Source organism: Methanococcoides seepicolus, from assembly GCF_023684405.1.
GTDB classification, from domain to species: domain Archaea; phylum Halobacteriota; class Methanosarcinia; order Methanosarcinales; family Methanosarcinaceae; genus Methanococcoides; species Methanococcoides seepicolus.
In genome coordinates, this window is sequence record NZ_JAGSOI010000025.1 from 1 (window position 1) to 21,028 (window position 21,028).

Annotated in this window: 17 protein-coding genes; 10 read left to right on the forward strand and 7 right to left on the reverse strand. The window is 38.6% G+C overall.

Annotation, left to right across the window (positions count from 1 at the left end; translation table 11 throughout):
- Window positions 1-206: 206 nt before the first annotated feature.
- The gene (locus KDK67_RS07380) at window positions 207-1,016 is read left to right on the forward strand and encodes a sugar phosphate isomerase/epimerase family protein (RefSeq protein ID WP_250868163.1); all 810 of its coding nucleotides are present in this window, start codon (window positions 207-209) and stop codon (window positions 1,014-1,016) included.
- Window positions 1,017-1,029: 13 nt separating this feature from the next.
- On the opposite strand, the gene KDK67_RS07385 is transcribed toward KDK67_RS07380, so the two are convergent.
- From KDK67_RS07385 to KDK67_RS07400, 4 genes are all read right to left on the reverse strand, one after another.
- Window positions 1,030-1,440 carry a universal stress protein gene (locus KDK67_RS07385; protein WP_250868164.1) on the reverse strand — a complete coding sequence of 137 codons (411 nt, stop codon included), beginning with the start codon at window positions 1,438-1,440 and terminating at the stop codon, window positions 1,030-1,032.
- 161 nt (window positions 1,441-1,601) lie between these two features.
- Window positions 1,602-2,117 (reverse strand): Fe-S-containing protein, encoded by a 516-nt coding sequence (locus KDK67_RS07390; protein ID WP_250868165.1) that lies wholly within the window; start codon window positions 2,115-2,117, stop codon window positions 1,602-1,604.
- 6 nt (window positions 2,118-2,123) lie between these two features.
- A complete protein-coding gene (locus KDK67_RS07395; protein ID WP_250868166.1) occupies window positions 2,124-2,786 on the reverse strand; it encodes an ABC transporter ATP-binding protein in 663 nt (220 codons plus the stop codon).
- A complete protein-coding gene (locus KDK67_RS07400; protein WP_250868167.1) occupies window positions 2,779-3,948 on the reverse strand; it encodes an ABC transporter permease in 1,170 nt (389 codons plus the stop codon). Before KDK67_RS07400 ends, KDK67_RS07395 begins: the two co-directional genes overlap by 8 nt.
- Before the next feature lie 278 nt (window positions 3,949-4,226).
- Between KDK67_RS07400 and KDK67_RS07405 the strand changes: the two genes are divergently transcribed.
- Window positions 4,227-4,637, forward strand: coding sequence for an HIT family protein (locus KDK67_RS07405; RefSeq protein ID WP_250868168.1), 411 nt, complete (start codon window positions 4,227-4,229; stop codon window positions 4,635-4,637).
- Between the two features lie 43 nt (window positions 4,638-4,680).
- On the opposite strand, the gene KDK67_RS07410 is transcribed toward KDK67_RS07405, so the two are convergent.
- A complete protein-coding gene (locus KDK67_RS07410; RefSeq protein WP_250868169.1) occupies window positions 4,681-5,997 on the reverse strand; it encodes a Fic family protein in 1,317 nt (438 codons plus the stop codon).
- Window positions 5,998-6,102: 105 nt separating this feature from the next.
- Between KDK67_RS07410 and KDK67_RS07415 the strand changes: the two genes are divergently transcribed.
- The 6 genes from KDK67_RS07415 to KDK67_RS07440 all read left to right on the forward strand — a co-directional run bounded on the left by KDK67_RS07415 (window position 6,103) and on the right by KDK67_RS07440 (window position 12,305).
- Window positions 6,103-6,447 (forward strand): HIT family protein, encoded by a 345-nt coding sequence (locus KDK67_RS07415; RefSeq protein WP_250868170.1) that lies wholly within the window; start codon window positions 6,103-6,105, stop codon window positions 6,445-6,447.
- A 564-nt stretch (window positions 6,448-7,011) separates the two neighbouring features.
- Entirely contained in the window at window positions 7,012-9,084 is a 2,073-nt protein-coding gene (locus KDK67_RS07420; RefSeq protein ID WP_250868171.1) for a DEAD/DEAH box helicase family protein, read from the forward strand.
- Window positions 9,071-9,262, forward strand: coding sequence for a hypothetical protein (locus tag KDK67_RS07425; RefSeq protein ID WP_250868172.1), 192 nt, complete (start codon window positions 9,071-9,073; stop codon window positions 9,260-9,262). Before KDK67_RS07420 ends, KDK67_RS07425 begins: the two co-directional genes overlap by 14 nt.
- Window positions 9,263-9,264: 2 nt before the next feature.
- Entirely contained in the window at window positions 9,265-11,265 is a 2,001-nt protein-coding gene (locus KDK67_RS07430) for a hypothetical protein (protein ID WP_250868173.1), read from the forward strand.
- Complete coding sequence (locus tag KDK67_RS07435) at window positions 11,256-11,687, forward strand: hypothetical protein (RefSeq protein ID WP_250868174.1); 432 nt, start codon at window positions 11,256-11,258, stop codon at window positions 11,685-11,687. The genes KDK67_RS07430 and KDK67_RS07435 overlap by 10 nt, the downstream gene beginning before the upstream one ends.
- Before the next feature lie 183 nt (window positions 11,688-11,870).
- Complete coding sequence (locus KDK67_RS07440; protein WP_250868175.1) at window positions 11,871-12,305, forward strand: very short patch repair endonuclease; 435 nt, start codon at window positions 11,871-11,873, stop codon at window positions 12,303-12,305.
- Window positions 12,306-12,342: 37 nt separating this feature from the next.
- Here KDK67_RS07440 and KDK67_RS07445 read toward each other — a convergent pair whose 3' ends face one another.
- Both KDK67_RS07445 and KDK67_RS07450 read right to left on the reverse strand, forming a co-directional pair.
- Complete coding sequence (locus tag KDK67_RS07445) at window positions 12,343-13,974, reverse strand: DNA cytosine methyltransferase (RefSeq protein ID WP_250868176.1); 1,632 nt, start codon at window positions 13,972-13,974, stop codon at window positions 12,343-12,345.
- A 110-nt stretch (window positions 13,975-14,084) separates the two neighbouring features.
- A complete protein-coding gene (locus KDK67_RS07450; RefSeq protein ID WP_250868177.1) occupies window positions 14,085-15,479 on the reverse strand; it encodes a Sau3AI family type II restriction endonuclease in 1,395 nt (464 codons plus the stop codon).
- 202 nt (window positions 15,480-15,681) lie between these two features.
- Between KDK67_RS07450 and KDK67_RS07455 the strand changes: the two genes are divergently transcribed.
- Both KDK67_RS07455 and KDK67_RS07460 read left to right on the forward strand, forming a co-directional pair.
- Window positions 15,682-16,413, forward strand: coding sequence for a hypothetical protein (locus KDK67_RS07455; RefSeq protein WP_250868178.1), 732 nt, complete (start codon window positions 15,682-15,684; stop codon window positions 16,411-16,413).
- Between the two features lie 614 nt (window positions 16,414-17,027).
- Window positions 17,028-20,204 (forward strand): C25 family cysteine peptidase, encoded by a 3,177-nt coding sequence (locus tag KDK67_RS07460; protein ID WP_250868179.1) that lies wholly within the window; start codon window positions 17,028-17,030, stop codon window positions 20,202-20,204.
- Window positions 20,205-21,028: the final 824 nt, after the last annotated feature.

Genomic DNA, 21,028 nt, shown 5'->3' on the forward strand with positions numbered 1-21,028 from the left:
CTCTAATTTTATCTGCTTGTCTAACTCTTCAACGGTCATATGCCGTTCAATAAAGATCCCCTCAGGTCTAACCATGGAACAGTCTATATAACGAATTAGTCTAATAATTTGGGGTTTTAACTATAATCAGGTAAATTTAGATAAGGATTTTGGTTTGTTGCCCCAGACCAAAATAGTTATTAGAGGCTATTTTCGTTCTAATCAATATGATCATAGGTGCATCCTCCTTTGCAGGCGGTCTTAAAGAGCTGGACCAGCATGTCAAATCCGTCGAGCTCTATATGCCAAAACTTGGAGTATATGAAGGAAACTACCTTCAGAAAGACAGGTTAGAACAGATCCTCGACGAACTGTCCACATGCGATCTTGATACATCCATGCATGCACATTATTTTGCAGACGTTCCAACATATCCAAAGGACCTTGTAGTTGATACTGCATCCATGGAACCCATGCACTTCAAGCTGATGGAAGAATGCATAGCACTTGCAGGAAAGCTCGAAACGAAAGCAGTAGTCATCCATCCCGGCAGAGTTGGAGATGACAGACAAAGGTCCCTTGGCAGGATGACAGATAATCTGAAAAGACTTGCAGCTTTTGCGTCAGAGAACAATGTCATGTTAGGACTCGAGAACAAAGAGGCGACAGACCCCGGCAATCTCTGTTGTGAAGCAGACGAATTGCTCAAAGTTGTAAATGAAGTGGATTCTACGAACCTTGGGGTGACATTTGACATCGGTCATGCGAACCTGACCTGCGGCGGAGAACATGAGAAACTGAACGAGTTCATCAGGACAGTATCAGAACAAGTGATACATGTGCACCTGCATGACAATTACGGAACGTGGACCTCCAATTACGATGGAGATGAGCACATGGCACCCGGAACCGGCACGATCGATTATTCAGTGCTTAATTCGCTTAAAGGTTACAAAGGGATATTCAATCTTGAGGTTTTTTCCATTGAAGATGTCCTTGCGGGAAAAGAGATGATCAGAGAGAATATCAGCCTTTGATCAACATTTTATTTTATAAACGAAATTCCGGCGGAACGACCAGAACAAGTATTGGCGACAGTTGAAGGACCTTCTGTGTCACAGAACCCATTATCTGTTTTATTCCAGTGTGACCGCGAGTGCCTATAACGATCCTGTCGACATTGTGCTTCTTTGCAGTCTTTACGATCATTTCTGCGGCATGCCCATCAACGATCTCCGAAATGAGGTTCTGCTCTTTACAGCCTCTTTTGAGAAGTTCTTCCCTTACGCTATTGATCACATGCTCAGCACCGTTCTCACGCCAAGTTTTCCTCCCAAGCCCCTTGTCTTCGACCACATGAACGATTATGACCTCCGAATCGTGTTTGCTTGCGATTTGACCTGCAACCATTGCAGCGTTTTCCGAATATCCTGACCCGTCAGTGGGAAGTAATATTTTCATATAATTTTTGGTTACTTTTTAAGTGTATTAAAGTTATTGGAGATCGACCTTTAGCTAATTCATTCTATATTTATTCAGGAATTGATCAAAAACGAAAAAATCAAAAATAAATGTAAAACAAAAATAAAACATCATGAAAAAAATGGAGGAAAGAGGAGCCTTTATCCCCTCTGAACTGTTTCGAGGTGAGCTGCCACAATAGCATCCAGCCCCATTACGACATTTCCATCAGATATGGTATAAGGAATGTTCTCTTTCGGATATGCCACGCATGACCCCTGGATACCTTCTCCGGTACTAGCATCAAACCTAGTTCTGCATGAATCGCAGACAAGTACCCCGTTGTCAAGGGAAAAACCAATTGAGCCACATGGCGGACAAACGTTCGATCTGACTATTATGTCGTCACCTAGCTTATAGGCCATAACTGCGATCTCACCTGTATCGGTATTTACCTTGAAATGAGTGTTTACGTTCTCCTCGATCGCCTGGACAGGGATCGTAACAATATTGCCCGATACTTCCGGATCAATCCACGTTGCTGCAATAGGTTTAACGACAGATTCCGCAACAGGTTCAACAGCAGCTTCTGCCTGTGTATCATTTTCAAGACATCCGGGTACAAACGCAACCGCAATCATTATCAGCAGTATGGTCCCTATTAATTTTGAATTCATTTTATATCATTCCTTTATTTTTCCATCTTGTAAGTTGATGATCCTGTCCGACATTCTGGCAAGGTCGTGATTGTGCGTTATCATGACCACAGTCATATCGTCCTTCAGGGAATTGAGAAGGGAGATTATCCTCTCCCCTGTTTCTTTATCCAGTGCCCCAGTGGGTTCATCCGCAAGCAGTATTTTAGGACTCATGACCAATGCCCTTGCGATCGCGACCCTTTGTTGTTCCCCCCCACTTAGCTCAGAGGGTTTATGGTCCAAACGATGGGAAAGCTCCACTCTTTCAAGGGCATCAAGGGCTGCACTATGACCCTTATCCCCTGCAAAAACAAGAGGTAAGGCAACATTCTCGTATGCGGTAAGAGAGGGGATAAGGTGGAATTGCTGGAACACAAAACCCACTGTCCTCCGCCTATAGTCGACCATCTCTTTCCGGGATATTGTAGTGAGATCATCCCCGTCTATGAGAATGGACCCTCCTGTGGGCCTGTCCAGCATTCCGATCAGGTTCATCAGGGTAGTTTTACCGGACCCGGATTGCCCCATGATGGACACAAACTCCCCATTCTCAATGTCCATATCGATGCCATGCAGTACCTCAACATCATTGGGTCCTATTTTGTAGCTCTTTTTCAATCCACTTGCATGGATCAGTCCGTTAGACACTCCTTAACACCTCCGCAGGATCAATACTCAATGCCCGTTTTGCAGGGATTATGGATGCGACAATTCCCACCAGCACAGCCATACCGGAGACCAGAGGCAGAAGTTCCCACATTGGGAAAGGTTCAGCAAAGCCCAGTAAAGGGGCAATTAGGTATGATAGCAAAGTTCCGGTCCCAAATCCAATGCTGCCCCCGATCGTTCCGATCAATGCTCCTTCAAGGAACAACATTGATATGACCTGATGATCGCTTGCGCCAATTGCACGCATGATCCCGATCTCCCTTATCTTTTCGTTCACAGATGCAAGCATGGTAGAGGCAACTGTAAGGGTACTTACAAGCAGGGTTATGATCGAGATCGCCATTGCAGACGTTTGAGTATGCTTGATCATGGCCATCTCACTCTGAACGATCTGACTCATTGCCTTGGCTTCCACATCCGGCAGGGCGCCTTCTATCTGGAGGCTCATTTCGGACACCGGACAGTCATTACAAAGGGCACGAACATCAATGCTGCTAACTTTTCCCTTTTTATCAAGAAGGGTCTGAGAGACGGAAAGGGGCATTATTATGTAGCCATCTTCCTCCCCACCCGTACTCTCAACAATACCCAACACTTCAAGGTCCATGGCGACACCGTTCCCTTCAAGGGTAAGGGTCGAGCCAGCATCCAATCCGAGTGGTTTTGCTATGTCCGATCCAAGCATCACTTCCGTCCCATTGGGATCGGATAGCCATTCCCCGTTTATGTTCCACCACGATCTGAGATTTTGTTCCTGTTCCACATCAACCCCCATTACTATGACCTTTCCATGCCCAAGTCCTGCAACACCATACAAACGAGGCGCCACCACCCCCAGATTCGCACTGTTCTCGATATCGTATATTCCGGGAATATCGGATTCCAATATGTAGTTATCACCAGTGGATATCGAGCCGAGAGATGTCGAACCTGCTATCAAGGGTATCGAATTTGTCTGCGGCCTTACGATGATATTAGCACCGAAATTGTTCGACTCCTCGTAAAGGCTTTCAGTTGCAGCAGAAAACGTTGTAACAACCGCAACCATAGCGGATGCTGCAACAATGATCCCCAGGACTGCGATCGCAAGTTTAGTTCTCCTGCGGAAAACGTCTTTTAAAACAACAGAATATAAGCGCATAAAATGTAATTGAAAAGATAGCTACATTAATGCAATTTACAAGGCAAATATGGCCCCTAAGTAAAGCCCTCACATTTAGAGGAATTATATAGACCATATAGATCGTTCTGAATCTACCCATTTCAACAACAGCACAGCTTTCACCCCCCTCAGCACTGCTCGCAATAGCATTACTCGCAATAGCATTACTCGCAACATACAACAGACACAAGAAATAATGAATGTCCATTAGAATATTATAAATAAGTGAAACGGAACTATATATGTGGAGTCGAAATATGGATTGTCTGTTCTGCAATATAATAAAGGGAGAGATCCCATCCCATAAGATCTATGAAGACGAGGAGACCTATGCTTTCCTTGACATAAACCCCTGTTCCAGAGGGCATACCGTAGTTATCCCTAAAAAGCACTACGACAGCTTTACCGACATGCCAACGGAAGATGCCGGTTCACTTTTCGCTACCGTGAAAATGCTAACAGGGATGATAGAGGATGCCATGTCAGCGGACGGCTCGAACGTCGGTCTCAATAACAAAGCTGCTGCCGGTCAGTTAGTGCCACATGTGCATGTCCACATCATCCCGAGAATGGATGGAGATAATGGCGGTTCAATGCATTCGATAGTAGCTGTCAGCGGTGCAGGGAACGATCTGGAAGAGTTGGCTGAGAGTTTGAGGGTTGATTGATAAAGCTTAAGGGATAAGAGAGGAGTTATTGATTTTAACGCTTTTATGCATCATTGTGTATTAAAACAAATAAAAACTCCTTCCCGGATTTTTGTTTTTTGAGATGACCAATTTCTTCAAGATGAAATAAGTCGCTTCTTGCCGTAGCATACGATACACCTTGTGTATTCATGACTTCTTTTACTGCCATTGTTTTGTGTGGATATTTTATAAATTGCCTAAGTATTTCTCGTTGCCTGATGTTTAATTCATCAGATTCATTCATGTATATCAGGGCCTGATATTGTTCCTGCTGCTTAATTTCAAGATATTTTAGAATTTCATGCAACGATTCTATTATAGCAGTTAAATTAAATTTAATAAAGTACGTCAGATCACCAATCTCTTTATCTTTATCAAAAAAGTAATCCGATTCTGTATATTGATATGCCAATTTATATTGCCGGCGTTTTTTGTAGATCAAACGTGATACGGACATATACTCAAAAAGCCAATAATCCTTTTTCAGGACATACCAGTAAAATAGACTTCTGCCAGTACGCCCATTTCCATCATTAAATGGGTGAATATAATTAAGTAAGTAATGAAGAAATATTCCTTTAATTATGGGATGAATGAAAAACTGGTCATCATTATTTGCAAAATTGCACAGTTCGCTCACTAATTCTGATACTTCTTCTTTTTTTGGAGGAGTATGTAAAACTTCACCATCATTATCAAAAACTCGGATCTCATCGTTGTCCCTGAAAACGCCTTCGTCTTCAGGATTGTCGAGAGTACCTTCGGTCATTCTTTTTTGAAGTTCCAGAAGAAGTTCAGGAGTCATTTCTTCATTTTTTATTTCTAACACATATTTCATTGTGTTATAATTGTTAATGATCATCCGCTCATCTTTGTTTTCTGGTTTTTTACTTTTCCTTAGCATCTCCTTTGCGACTCGACGTGATGGTGTTGCTCCCTCGATCTGACTTGATGCAATAGCTTCTTCCATAAGAGAATTTAATATGTACTTTTCACGATTGTCAGAGATAGCATCGATAACGCTTGAAAGATTTCCTGCTGCGCCTTTATCGAGGGTGTGCAATTTTTCTTGAAACTCATCAAGCATCGTATAATGAAATATATATTTTCCAAAAACAACTTTATTAGGAGCCTTCATGGCCCGAAACATTTTCATTAAGTACCACAAATAAATTGGTTTGATTGGAATGTTGTCTTTCCTTTTTCCAACCTCTTCCCAATGAAGATATCTCCGATTATATTCAGAAACAAAATTGATCACATCTTGATCATGAATGTACTTCATTGCCTCAGTTCCATCTTCCGTGGACAATGAGGATATTTTGAGTATCTTTTTCATATTATCAATATCTAATAAATTAGTACAGTTTATAGAATTTAATACTTAATAATACTAACTATTAATTTAATAGATATTAACAGATACCAATAGTTTATTTTTAACTTGCTTAAAATTGCACAGTTCTTATTGAGATTTGTCAGAGGGCATACCGTAGTTGCCCCAAAAAAGCACTACGACAGCTTTACCGACATGCCAACGGAAGATGCAGGTTCCCTTTTCACCACCGTGAAAATGCTAACAGGTATGTTAGAGGATGCCATGTCAGCGGACGGCTCGAACGTTGGTCTCAATAACAAAGCTGCTGCCGGTCAGTTAGTGCCACATGTGCATGTCCACATCATCCCGAGAATGGATGGAGACAATGGCGGTTCAATGCATTCGATAGTAGCTGTCAGCGGTGCAGGGAACGATCTGGAAGAGTTGGCTGAGAGTTTGAGGGTTGATTGAGGTATTGACAGCGATTAATTTTACTTTTTTGATTTGGATTTTGTTAGTATTATCTGACAGAGGCACGAAAATAGCGGTTCTGAAAGATAATATTGATGAGGGAGTTGTGAATTACTCTTGACAATTTTGCAACACAAAAAAATAATTTCCTATTACTTGCATAACTATATCGATACCATCTGAGTACATTTTAAGCAAACACAATTGCGCTCCTATTAAGTCTGTTTGAGTATCTACAACGAGAGCTTATTATTATTAAATTTTCAGACTATTTTTTAAAATTGGAATCGAGAAATTATATAGAGTTATTATTTACTACCTCTGTTAGTCCTAATTGAAAAAATTGAAGAAATATTACTAGCGTGTAAGCATAATAGATTGAGATTTGATAGAAATATACAAGTTGCTGAATATAAACTATAGAATAGCCTAATAGATATCAGCACAAATAATCAACATTTGAATTATTAATTTTTTAACATGTGTGTTTAATTATATGATAAGTTATTTAAAGTAATCGAAATATTACTTATTATAATTTTAGAGTGATTATAGGGAATCATAATGGGACTTAAAAATATTCATTTAAAGGGTTTTTACGATTCTGACGCAGACAATTTGTTGCTTGATTTTTATATTCCAGTTCTTGAAGAATCCATATTTTATAAAAGGATAGCCGGATATTTTTCATCTAATTCACTTGCAATTTCTGCAAAAGGCATCTCCAAATTCATTGATAATGGAGGGAAAATGCATCTAATAGCTAACGTAGTGCTCTCAGAAAATGACCAAAACACCATCAAGAAAGCTATCCACGAAAAAGAGATGCAAATATTGGATGAATTTGAAACAATGGATGATGCTCTAAAAAGAGGGCACTTAGGGCTTCTAGCATGGATGATCAAAAATGAGATATTAGAAATAAAAATCGCAGCAGTTAAAAATGGATTGGAACATAAAAAGAAAGGGATTTTTAAAGACATAGAAGGAAATGAGATTTCATTTACGGGATCCGACAATGAAACTATTGGCGGTTGGCTCCATAACCATGAAGACTTTCATGTATTTTGTAGTTGGTTGGAAGGGGATAAAGAAAGACACTTAGACCCCGACATAAAAAATTTTGAGGAATTATGGAATGATCAGTTAAATAGTGTCCAAGTCTTTGAAATTTCAGATGCTTTTAAAAAAGGCCTTATTCAAAATGCACCAGCTAACGAAGAAGATTTTAAAACATTATCAAATGAAGTTACAAAGATGCTGGTTGAAAAATCGAAAGTTGGATACTTAAAGCATAATGTTGCTGAAAAACCATCAAAGAATAATTTAGATGATTTTCTTAGAGATTACCAAATTGAAGCCATTGGGAAATGGGCTGAAAATGGAAATCAAGGCATATTCAAGATGGCTACTGGCACCGGTAAAACATTTACTGCTTTTGGTGCAATAAATCATTACTTGAAAGAAGTTGGCTCTGGGTTAATTATCATAGTAGCCCCGACTCAATTACTAGTCACGCAGTGGTCTAATCAATTAAAAGGACTTGGATATTTAAATGTTGTAGAAGTAATGAAGAACAGTTCAGTTTGGAAGCAAGATATGAATGGTTCTCTTCTAAAAATAGAACTTGGAAAAGCTAATGAAGCTATAGCAGTTGCAACATATGATTCATTCTCATCAACAACATTCGTGAATCTCATCAACAAATATAAACTGAATACTTTCTTGATCTGCGATGAAATGCACAATTCCTGGGCTCCGAAATATAAAAAGGGGCTTCTTCCTTCATATCAATCTCGTCTCGGCTTGAGTGCCACTCCTGAAAGATATATGGATGAAATGGGTACAAAAGAAATGCAAGAGTATTTTGGAGGAATTGTTTATGAGTTCACTATTGCACAAGCAATACCTGAATTTCTTGTGGAATATGAATATCATGCAGAGACAGTTGAACTAACTGATGAAGAGAGAGAAGAATATCATGATCTAACGCACTCCATTGCTAAAAGGATTGCTAGTAACAAAGGAGATATTGATGATATAACACTTAGCATAATATTGAAACGTTCAAAGCTTGTAAGCAATTCTAAGTCTAAATGGGAAGCTTTTAACAATATTCTTGACAGCATCTCCTCTGTTAAAAGGACTTTAATATACTGTTCGAATAAACAACTTCCACATATCTTGAAGATACTCCATTCAAGAAAAATAAGTGCTTGTAAGATCACATACAAAGAAAGTCCAAAAGAAAGAAAAAGGATTATCGAAGATTTTATTTCGGACAAATATGATGCGATCGTTGCTATGAAGATCTTGGATGAAGGTATCGACCTTCCAAAAATTGAACAAGCTATAATAATGTCAAGTAGTGGAAATCCCATTGAGTATGTCCAAAGAAGAGGACGAATTTTAAGGAAATGTGATGGAAAAGATTTTGCCAGTATTTATGATATATTAATTTTCCCATGGAAAGATATACCTGAGAATATAAGTAAATCTGAACTATCCATAATAAGAAAGGAAATGAAAAGGGTTGAAGAGTTCGTGAGCACTTCTACTAATCCACTAGAAGTGATGAATGACATTATAGATTACAAATATTTGCTTTATGACGGTGATCCATATGAAGAAGTTTGAAATAAACCAACTAATTCAAAAAAAAGTAAATGATTCTGACGAATCTGACATAATGAAAAATTTCATTCTTGAGATATTAGATCTAGAACGTAGGAATGTAGAATATCCACAGAACAAGTACGTTAAAGATTTTACAACCATGGCTGGAGATTATAGCAATAAAGAGCAGAGAGGCTAACTATGTGGATATCAGAAATCAAAATCACTAACTTTAGACCATTCTATGGTGAACAGATTTTTTCATTTAAAGATGATTCACAAGAAAAATTCACAATAATAGAAGCTAAATCTGATACTGGCAAAACAAGTTTACTTTCTGCAATCTCTTGGTGTCTTTATGGAGACGATAAAAAGAGCGAAACTGACCAGCATAAAGGAAATATTCACCCATTCAATCTTGATCGAAAGGATGAAATGGCAGAGGATGAAGACGATTACCTCGAAGTGGAATTGACTTTGAATGCTGATGGTAGTACATTACCTAAATATGTAATCACAAGAAATGTCAGTTGCACTAAGAACAAAGGTCGTATGGCTAACAGAAGCTATCCTTTCGTAACAGTCGAAGAATGGGAAAACAACGAATCAAGAACTATTGATAATCAAAGCCTTTGCCAAAAAACGATAAATTCCATATTGCCCGAGAACATCCATATGTTTTTCTTGTTCGAAGGTGAAAAACTGGAAAAACATTTTTCTTTTGAAAATCAAGAAAACATCAAGTTTGCTATAGAAAAAATATCACAAATAGAACAAGTAAAATCTGCGCTCAAACATCTAGAAATTACACGCAATAAAGTATACAGTGATAAAAAGGAAGGTAGAGGTAACAAGCAACTTGAAAGTAATCTCTCTGAAATTGATAATTTAAATGACTTTATTGAGAATTTGACCGAAAAAATTCAGCTATACAACGAGCAGATCAATGAAGCAGAAAAAGAAGTTGATGTAATCGATGGAAAATTGAAGGAGCAAAACATTGACAAAGTAACTGAATGGTCTAAAGCGAGGAAAATTTTAGAACAAAATAATCAAAGTTTAGAAAAAAGAATAAATGACCTTCAAAAAAAATCTAAACTTTGTATGCTCAAAAATGCACCGCTTGCAATGTGTTCAAATTCCTTGAAATCTCTTATTAATGTCATAGAAGAATCAGAACAAAACAATCAGCTACCTCCAAAAATAAAGAATATTTATGTTAAAGAATTACTTGAGAAGAAAATTTGTATATGTGGAAGAAGCTTACTTCCTGATGATGAGGAATCAAAAAAAGCGATTTCCGAATTAGAAAAGATACTTGGACAAAATGATCTAAGTGATCTCTCAGAAAAATTGATTGAAGGAAGATATAATATAAGAGACATTCTCAGAAAATTACCAAACACTTTTGTTGAAAAGCGTGATGAGATTGTTTCTGATATTGAAAGGATTCAACAGCAGATATCTAGTAATCTTTCCGAAATTAATGATATTAACAAGCAGTGCGAAGGTATTGATGAAAGCGAAGTTCTTGAACTTAATAATAAGAGACAAGAATTGAAAGTTAATATTCGTAGCCAAACCGAAAGTATAGGTAGACTTAACGCCACCCTTAATTCAAAGAGAGCAAGATCTACATCCATTAAAAGAGAAAACGAAACGTTGGCGAAAGAACTAGATAACTATGCTAAAATAAAACAAGTTTCTGATTTCATGGATCGCGCTCTAATCATGCTAAATGATATCAATAATGAAATTCTTACCGAAGTACGTAGTACTGTGGAGCAAAGGACCTTTGAATCATTCCTCAATCTACATTGGGACAAGGCAAATTATGCTGGCTTCAAGATAGGATCTAGGTACAATATGAGTTTGGTAGATTATCAAAATGTTAACAGGATAACAAATCTTGCTAGTGGGACTAAACAGGTACTTTTACTCTCATTTATAGCTTCATTGGCAGAAGTTTCTGGTTTCAAGTTCCCAATTTGCATCGATACTCCTTTAGCAAACACCGATAATGAGCAAAGGATAAACATTGCCAAGAATTTACCTAATTATTTGAAAGGAAACCAAGTAATACTTCTCGTAAAGGATCAAGAGTACACACCTGATTTTCGAACTACGATTTCAGAAAGAGTTAGCCAAGAACTGCGTATGGTGAAACGAGAAGGCAAAACTGAGGTGACAACATGGGATTAAAAGAAAGTTTTGGAAGAAATATTAATATTAACCATGAGATTCGTGAAAGGTATAATCATATCCAATCAGGATTCCTTTTCAAAGGTGAAGATAACAAAGGTGTAGATTACAAATATCTGTTCATGATGTGCCTTGGTTTGGCTTATACCCAAAAATGTTCCCCGAAAACGGTTAAAAATCCTGTAGGACTTTTAAATATAAGCAGTTTTTCTGAAGATGATCTATGGACAATAGCTTCAATAGCAGTTGAAACCACTGGAGACATACGAATAATAGGGAAAGCTGCAGAGATGAGAAAAATTGCTACAGAGTATGCTCATGCAGGTCTCGATGTTCTTGAAGATCTTATCGCAGAATATGGCTCTGGGGAAAATTTGGAACTGGTGTTAGAAAAGATTGGTAAAGATTCACTTAGTATGTGATAAAAAATCTTTAAAGATTGTTTTGGAGAAAACATACTAATGCTTAACTCAACAAAAGTATGATCACTTGTGGAAATCTAAATCGTTAATTCATAAGCAACAATTCAAAGTTAGAGTAAAGATGAAATCTAAAAAACTTATTAGGTTGCCTTAGAAGCATTGGAAAATGACAAATTGATTGAAATGAGCTATATAAGAGATGGACGTGCCCCCATTCCAAAATTGGAAAGCACTTCTAAGGTTATGAGTGCTAACAAAGGAAAAGATACAAAACCCGAGCTATTGTTACGCAAAGCATTGAGGGAAATGGGACTTTCTGGATATCGCTTACATTGGAAAAGAGCAGTTGGACATCCAGATATAGCCTATCCTGGTAGAAAGATAGCCATATTCGTCAACGGTTGCTACTGGCACAGATGTCCTTACTGCGACCTCCCCCTCCCAAAGTCCAACATAGAGTTCTGGGCAAACAAGTTCAAGAAGAATATTGAAAGGGATGCAGAGAAAAAACGTAAACTTGAAGACGATGGGTGGACTGTTCTGGTGTTCTGGGAATGTCAGATAAAAGAAAATGTGCAGAATTGTGCTAAAAAAGTAAAAGAACTGTGGGATAAATAAACGTAGTTCCCACAATCAATAATTCAAAAATTCGCCTTTACTTCAACTGCTTCACAAAATAATCACATGCATACAAGCCTGCTACTATCCTAAGCGGTACTTGTTCCCGATTGATCGCTATGATTACCTCGGAATTATCCACCATGGCAGCTTCATCAGGGAAATGTACATCGACGATATCTCGCATCTTCTGCAAAGCCATCTCTGGAGTAATATCCTCAGTTTGACAGCTGGAAACATAGGCCCTTTGCAAGTCCATGGAAGTCGTATCGATTTCATCGAAAGTTCTTTTCACATCATTGATAAGATCATCGAATTTTGGGATCTCATTTATCAATCCGGTAAGATTACATTCTTCAGGGCTGCACATCGTGGCATTCTTCCCACTACCCTGATGCAATACACAAGACCATTTTATGTTCCCACTCTTGAAATCAGAGGTCTTGTTCGTAAGTTCAACACGGAACCCCTTTATCTTAATGTAAGGGATATGTATCGCAAATTTAGCATCTAACCTCTTATCTTTCTGGTCCTTTAGTTCTATTTTAGTACCCGTAAGATCGAACGAAGATTTAGTCGCTGGTAAAGGTATGAACTCCATAGGAGGTTCAATGTGCTCTTTTTCAAGTATGGCTTTAGCCAGAGCAGATGAAAGTTTAGCACATACCGCATTGCCCACTAAACGATATTTAGAAGATTCATTGCCTGCTTCGAACTGATATGTGATCGGGAATGACATCATTGAAGCTATTTCCCTTATCGTGGGCAGTCTATATCCAATGTGCTTCCCGTTCTTGTCTATGGCTTCGAATATCATTGATTCACGTGTAGATGCCGACCTAGTGGCCATAACCGTCCTACTTGGCCTATCAAGGTTCTCAGGGAATGACATCTTGCCCATAAAACCATGGTCCTCTTTCATCCTTTTCGCTTTCTTCCATTCGAAATTTGCTACACGAGTATCATAAAAATGATCGGTCAGTGAATTGGAAGCTATAGAAAAACCATAGTTTGTATCAGTGATCGTACCCCCAGTATCACCTTCAAGGGGGTTCCCCAAAGAGTGCATGACCTCTTTCATTGTCAGCCACTCGTCCTTATCTTTGCAAGTAGGAACTGGTGCAGGAAATTCGCCACACATGAACCTTTTTCTTGTCTGAGGTGCACCATAATCTGCTGCATTAAAGACGTTGCTGACCTCCATTTTCAGGTCAGGTCCTTCACCGGGAAGGCCTAGTTCTTTCCAAGTATATTTATCTTTAATGTACTTGCCTGCATTGGGAACATTTTCCAATATCCAATATTTTAATACGCCGCCCTTTTTGTACTTCTTCCAAGCGACTATACGAAGATACGATTCGATCAGCTTTATTCCCAATGTCTTGTCTGCCTTTCCAGCATTATTGGAACCAGAAAAAGAAACACACGGAGGACTTCCTATAATTACATCAACGTCTGGGATGTGCTCATCTATCTTTTCAGGAGTGTCCAGTTCTAAAATATCCATCTTCACAGTATTACAGTCAGGATGGTTCAAATGATGAGTATCGATCGCGGGTTGCCAGTGGTCAAGAGCAAACACAATATCCAAATCGTTCTGACGGAAACCTTCTGAGAATCCACCGCCTCCACAGAAGAAATCAGCGACCTTTAATCTCGTTTTTGTCATAGCAAGTAGAAAGACGATTATTCTTAATATATCTTTTGATCGAAAGAACAAAAACCCTACAAAAATAATTTAGTTCCAACATGCTTAGTAATTATAGATAGAAACTAATTTTAATTGTAATTCGCAACTTGCTCTTTTAGATATTTTGCATTTAGCCAAAATGATTTTTTAATTAACTGTTGCCCATCTGGAGTTTCACAAGTATCCTCTTTATTCCTAGCATGTGGCCTTACATGACACACTTCACTATCAGAGATCCTAGGAAGATCAGCAGCACTACCTGAAATAATCCTACTAACGGTTTCTTTCCAAACTCTTTCTACCTCTTTCAGATCATCATAAGGAATCGTCCAGAACATACCCTTTTTAAACCGTAGTATGCCAAATTCATCTTCTTGATAAACAACAAAGAAGAACTTTTTGTCAATAGTATTCAATAAAGTTGAATTATCCCATTTTTCTTCCACAATCTCTTTGTATTTGAAATATGGAAATGACATCGACTCTTTAGGAGTTGCATTCTGATTTAGTCTAATTATTTTGACATCAACGTTCCCTTTTTCAAATTCCTCGATCTTGCTCTTTTTCAGACCTAGCATCCTTGCAGCCAAACTTGCATAATAGCCTTTGGCATCATTGTTCAGATCATCACCGACCAATTCATGGATCTCATCAACTGTTTGCCCAGAATATATTGATAATCTATCCAAAACTATCTCTTCAAAGGACCTAGCACCTTTTAATTCGCTTACGTCCTTAATGAAAGGCTCTACATCCAAAGTATTCAGAATTCCCTTAGGAGGTATTTCATCTGCGATCGTTGAAGATATTATGTAGTTAACATATTTCTGTTTGAGACAAAATGCACGCTGCTTAGCCCTAATTGTAGAATGAGGCTGATCCCTCAAACTGCTTGCACTGGTCATTCCTTTGGTACAGGCACCCAAGTAAAGTGAATCGCCTTCTGAAAGTTCATGAGCTCGACCATCTCTTATCTTTGCAACTATTCGTTCCCAATCCCGTCTTATGATCTCAAGGTCAACATTATAATATTTCCACAATGTCACAAATTTAATAAGATAATCAAGACGATCTTTATCAGACTCAAAAAGATAGAATATCAAAAGAAGAAGCGAATTCTTATGTAAAAATGAACTGTTTATCCAGTCCTCCTTAACAACTTCCATATAGTTAATGATATTAAGGACAATTCTTTCTTTTGAAACCAGATGTCCATTTTTAAGTTTTTTGAGAGGAGTTACTTTAAGTTCAACACCTGCTTCTTTGAAATCAGGGTCTTTATCGGAATTTAATTCATAAAGAAAGTAGTTTTTTTCTAAGTACTGACCCAAATGGCCTTTATTGCCACCATATCCAGTGGACCCTTCACTTATGACCCATGAACATGCATCCCTAAATTTACTACCCTCTAACTTTTTAGCATAAACATAGATATCTTCAGGATCTTGGGAATCATAGGGAAGTTCGTCAACTAGAAAGCTCATGCATAAAATAATGAGAAATGTTATATAAATAAATATGGAGGAAGTTAGGAGCTAGAATAATGAATGAAAAAGAAGAAATTAAATATTGAAAGCAAGTTAATCTTAAATAATGTAATAGTCCCGCCCGGACAAACTCTACATCCAGCAGGAGGCACTCCTGAACATTGGTGTAACAGTCGGTGACCTCAGGCTATATGTACCTGTGAACGATCCAACCAGCCCATTCTTTGGAATGGAGGACTGGCCAGACTGTGGTACCAAAGTCACCCTCTGCAACATTGACGTTGAGTATGGAGTCACTGAAGTGTTCGAAGAGTACGACCTCATAAGGTACGTTGACAGGAACAATGACGGTGATTTCGACGCAGGTGTCGACCATGCATACATTGATATGGACGATTCCGACGATGTAACTCTCTATGATGTCAGGCTTACGGATGTTAGCATCAAGGAAGCATTCTATCCAAACAACACCAAAGTCATGACACAGCATGATCTTGACCTCGGTGACACTCTGGTAGAAGCAGATTGGAACCTGATGAGCTCTGACATCGATCTGTTGGGTGTAGTTCCAAACTTCTACGAAGAGATGGAAGAAGAAGACGTGCCATTATTCACAGTCAACATGTTTGATACTGACTGCAGTGGAGACTGGACATGCGTTGACGCTCTTTACCTGAGTATCGACGATGAGTTCTGGGTGGATGACTTTGCTGTCACCCATAAGGACATCAGGCTTTACATCCCACCAAACATGATCTGTGATGAAGAACCCGACTGTGACTACCACGCATATGATGCAAACCAAGATGGTATCATCAGCATTGGTGAGGTAAACACCGCAATCGATGACTACCGTACACAGGGGCCAACATCTATTGCAGATGTCAGTGAACTGATAGATATGTATCGTACAGGTGAGCCCTACTGTTAAGAATTAGTTGAGGGGGATTATCCCTCAACCAATATTTTTCAAATGTCTTGAATTTTTTACACCTTCGCAACATATCGATTTACTATTATTACACTTTAATTTACGGATAAATTTACTAGTGGTAAATTAACCTTCAATCATTTTTCTCCATCCTTCCAACCTCACCCTAACATGAGCATTGAGAGTAAACGGTTTATCATTCTTAGCATAAGCTCCTAAGTTTAACATTTCATTCAAGAATGTTAAAAATAAGATTTTTAAATTGAATATATAAATTCTGATAATCAAGGCTCTGTAGAAATCCTCGATATTCAGACACTAATCCAATTTTAAAAGATTATGGAATGTGTTACATGATGTTGGAATATAATCCCAATTCCAGTCTATATATGTTGATTTTGATAGGTTTTCTACAGAGCCAAATTATTAAATCCGTCAACACTTAAATAGCATAAACATAAACAATTAAATGGGGAAAATACAGGGGTTTAAATTGAATTTAAATAATATTTAATATTCGTTTCTAAAAATTCCATATTGGACCTAATTAAAAATTGAAAATACTTGAGCAAGTCTCTTGTATTAAGTAATATAAAGAATTAGGGCGTGAAAATATGATGAAAATAATAGCGGTAGCTGTAGCCTTACTATTGATAATATTGCCAAGCATAGCAGGAGCAGAAACCATCAATTATTCAATAGAAACAGATGGGTATAAAATAATCCCAGACCAGGAATTTCATAAAATTATTATGGGTACTCCAGGCTATGGAGTAATAGAATCACCTGGAGATCCAGCTCTTCCTGAGAAAATGCTAGAACTTTGGGTTCCCCAAGATATTAACTGGTCAAGTGTTAACTTTACTGTAGAAATAATTAATGAATCAGAGATAACAAATATAAGCATGATTCCAAATCCGCCTCTTAAGCCAGGGCTCGCTGCAAATGCAATTTTAGAATACGATCCTGACTATGAGGATTGGGGCGTTGAGAAGAGCATTGTGAATGGAATAAATATGTATGTATATGGTAGAGATGCAAATTTCCCAGAGCAACACGTGGAATTACTTCCTTATACAGAAAGAAAAGATGCTGTACAAGGAACAACTCCGATAGATGCGTTTGGAGAGAATAAGTATTTAAGACTTGCATACAGGCCATTTATATATAATCCGGTTAGCAAAAATTTAACTCTGATAACAAAAGCAAATATAACAATTACTTACGATCGTTATCCAATAAATGGAATTAAATCCGCTGGGGATGGGGGTACATACGATTATGTGATTATCACTACAAATGATATTGTATCAAATAGCACAAAGTTAGATAGTTTCGTATATCTTAAAGAGTTTCAAGGCCACAATGTTAAGGTTGTTACAGAAACAGATTTTGGTGGTCTGACAGGACAAGCACCAAACGGCAGGGCAGAAAAAATTCGAAAGTGGTTGATTGATAATTACAATACGCTTGAAATAGATTATGTCCTGTTAATCGGTGACCCTAATCCCGACGATCCTACCAATCCTAGTGATAGTGTTGGTGATATACCTATGAAAATGTGTTTTCCACGCTATTTTAGTTCGACACATAGGGAGTCCCCGACAGATTACTTCTATGCAGACCTAACCGGTAACTGGGACTTGGATAACGACCAGTACTTTGGCGAGGATCTGGATCTGAGTCATATTAAGAGCCCAGATCCATCAATTGGTGAAGACACCTTCTCGGCCAATTGGACTGGAAAAATAATGTGCGATTACAATGAAACCTACAAATTCCATACTTTTAGCGATGATGGTGTTAGATTATACATTGATGGGTCATTAGTGATTGATAACTGGGCAGAACACTTGCCTGCGAATGACTATTGGACCCAATCCATGACGGCAGGAAAACATGATATTACTCTTGAGTTTCGAGAAAACACTGCGGACGGGATAATCCAGCTATTTTGGCAAACTACAGTTTCAAAGGGTCACTCCCATTATGTTGGGCACCAGATTATACCCTCAGATCATCTTTATGATGCATCAGATGTCGTCGGTGGACTAAGCGGAACATATTACGATAATTCAGATTTTACCGGCACTTCCATTACACGCAAAGATGCTGCAATTAACTTCATTTGGGGTACAGGAGATCAGGGAGCTGGAGGACCTGATACCGGTGCACAGGTTTTCGTTGGAAGGATACCAGTATATAATGACGACTATGCACAATTAGATAGTATTTTGCAGAAAATAATTGAATATGAAACCGATCCGGGAGACATATCCTGGAGGAGCTCCATTCTATTGCCCATGGAACCTATGGATGAAAACACACCTTGCGCCCACCTGGGAGAGGGGATCAAGAATGACCTTGCAAATCCTGCAGGGTTTACAAGCTACCGCATATACGAGGAGGATTATAATCCACCAACACCAGAGTTATGGCCATGCAATAAAAACAACGTCAAGAATGAATGGAAAAATGGATACGGCATGGTTGTATGGGCAACGCATGGCTCTCAAACGAGTGCATCTGATATTTTTGACTCGTCTTTAACAACCCAGCTCAATGATACCAAACCAGCCTTTACCTTCCAAACTTCATGCCTCACTGGCTACCCTGAATATGATGACAATCTTGCATATGCTCTGCTTAAACATGGAGGCATAGCCACAGTGGGGGCATCGAGGGTTTCATGGTATTCAGGCGGAAATTGGACAACATATGATCCGACCTCAGGCGTGTATCATCCCACTGCTTATTACTACACAAAAGGCGTTATAAGCGATGGACTTCCTGCAGGAGCTGCATTGGCTCAACAAAAAGCACCCATTCCAAAGATGGGCATGAACGAAATGGATTTTAACTTGTATGGCGACCCGGATTGCTATCTTTTGAACACATTTCCTAATTCTCCACCAACAGCAGATGCAAATGGTCCATATGTGGCAGATGAAGGCACAGTAATAACCTTTAATGCCAGTGGTTCTTCTGATCCTGAAGGGGATTCGTTGGAATACAGGTGGGATTTAGATAACAATGGTGTATGGGATACTGATTGGTCAAATGATCCAACAACTTCGAATACATGGGGTGATGATTATTCAGGTGAGGTAAAAGTAGAAGTGCGTGATATGCTTGGACTAACTGGTATGAACATTACATCGGTCACAGTGAACAATGTAGCACCAACAGTAGTCAATATCTCAATGGATCAACCAAACCCACAGTTCATACTTCCAATTGTTCATACACTAACTTTTAATGGAAGTTTTATTGATCCGGGATGGTTAGACACCCATACATCACTCTGGGATTTCGATGATGGAACAATAGTAAATGGAACTCTGACTGAAGAGCACGATGAACCAAACGCAACAGGAGATACAATAGCAGAACAAGTATATTCTGAGCCCGGAGTCTACAACGTGACTTTGACTATAGCAGATGATGATGGTGGGGTTGGAACCGCGACGATGCAGGTTACAGTGGTGGATGCTGAAGGTGCCAAGCATGACCTTAACGATTATATTCAGAATCTACCCAACGATGCTTTCAAAAAGCCTGCAGATCAGCGAAAGAACGCCTTTGCAAATAAGTTCAATGCGATAGATGAAATGTTTGAAGCCGGTAACTATCAAGGTGCAATAAATAAGTTGCAAAATGAGGTACGTCCGAAGGCAGATGGATATGTCGACGGAAATATGAATAACGACTGGATAATAGACCAAGAAGTACAAGTAGAGATCTGTATGAAGATTGATGATTTGATAGCTTATCTTGAAACATTGCTGTAATCATATTGTCGCTTCATTCATGGTAGTTTTTGGGGAAGGGGCTAATGAATCCTCCCCTATATTTTCCTACATTCATCAATTTTTCCTTTTTTCTTCAATTCATTCGATTGTGACAAATGTTTATATAACAAAACAACACCCGTCAAAATGTGCGGGGGTTTCACTCTCTTTTATTAAGTGAGTGAAATAAGCAGCATTAGACTCTGTATTAAAAATTTGATTAAAATGGGTGGCGAATTTTAAGAAGTTGTTTTCGGCATGAGTTGAGCGGGTGTGGGTTTATTTGTCAAAACCATTTGCAGGGACAGTTCATATAATTCATACTGCACATTAAAGAAATGGTAGGGGTGATGATGGCGATTTGGACGTAGCTCCCCCTCACGAAATATAGGCATCAACAGTAGCATTACCTTTAGTTTAGGAGTATAAGGGACAATCGTAGGAAGGGTAAGTTCCAAAAATATTTCAATCGTGGAGTGGAAATGTTCATGCTTATACAATAAAATTAACATGGCCAACGAAATAATCGAGTAAGACCCGGTTTCCGTATGATAGTAACTCTTCGCCTCGTCTGGAAACTCTGCTTATCTATCTTGAATAAAAGGGCCGATGGCCCGCGGGATAATCTGTTGAGTGAACAACTGGAAATTGAGAAGTAGTATACCATAACCCCCTCGATCTAACAGCCCAGCTTATTTTGTTCCAATATCACAGTGGTGCAGCAGAAAACACTATCAAACCACTGATTCCATCAAATGTGATCGTATTCCGTTTTAAAAATATCTGGAGCTGTAAAACAATGTCAACAAGCACACATTACAGAA

Coding starts and splice junctions, on each gene's coding strand:
- KDK67_RS07390 (WP_250868165.1), bottom strand. CDS start 2,117: ATGAATTCAAAATTAATAGGGACCATACTGCTGATAATGATTGCGGTT.
- KDK67_RS07420 (WP_250868171.1), top strand. CDS start 7,012: ATGGGACTTAAAAATATTCATTTAAAGGGTTTTTACGATTCTGACGCA.
- KDK67_RS07410 (WP_250868169.1), bottom strand. CDS start 5,997: ATGAAAAAGATACTCAAAATATCCTCATTGTCCACGGAAGATGGAACT.
- KDK67_RS07430 (WP_250868173.1), top strand. CDS start 9,265: ATGTGGATATCAGAAATCAAAATCACTAACTTTAGACCATTCTATGGT.
- KDK67_RS07380 (WP_250868163.1), top strand. CDS start 207: ATGATCATAGGTGCATCCTCCTTTGCAGGCGGTCTTAAAGAGCTGGAC.
- KDK67_RS07450 (WP_250868177.1), bottom strand. CDS start 15,479: ATGAGCTTTCTAGTTGACGAACTTCCCTATGATTCCCAAGATCCTGAA.
- KDK67_RS07400 (WP_250868167.1), bottom strand. CDS start 3,948: ATGCGCTTATATTCTGTTGTTTTAAAAGACGTTTTCCGCAGGAGAACT.
- KDK67_RS07460 (WP_250868179.1), top strand. CDS start 17,028: ATGATGAAAATAATAGCGGTAGCTGTAGCCTTACTATTGATAATATTG.
- KDK67_RS07445 (WP_250868176.1), bottom strand. CDS start 13,974: ATGACAAAAACGAGATTAAAGGTCGCTGATTTCTTCTGTGGAGGCGGT.
- KDK67_RS07440 (WP_250868175.1), top strand. CDS start 11,871: ATGAGCTATATAAGAGATGGACGTGCCCCCATTCCAAAATTGGAAAGC.
- KDK67_RS07405 (WP_250868168.1), top strand. CDS start 4,227: ATGGATTGTCTGTTCTGCAATATAATAAAGGGAGAGATCCCATCCCAT.
- KDK67_RS07435 (WP_250868174.1), top strand. CDS start 11,256: ATGGGATTAAAAGAAAGTTTTGGAAGAAATATTAATATTAACCATGAG.
- KDK67_RS07425 (WP_250868172.1), top strand. CDS start 9,071: ATGAAGAAGTTTGAAATAAACCAACTAATTCAAAAAAAAGTAAATGAT.
- KDK67_RS07385 (WP_250868164.1), bottom strand. CDS start 1,440: ATGAAAATATTACTTCCCACTGACGGGTCAGGATATTCGGAAAACGCT.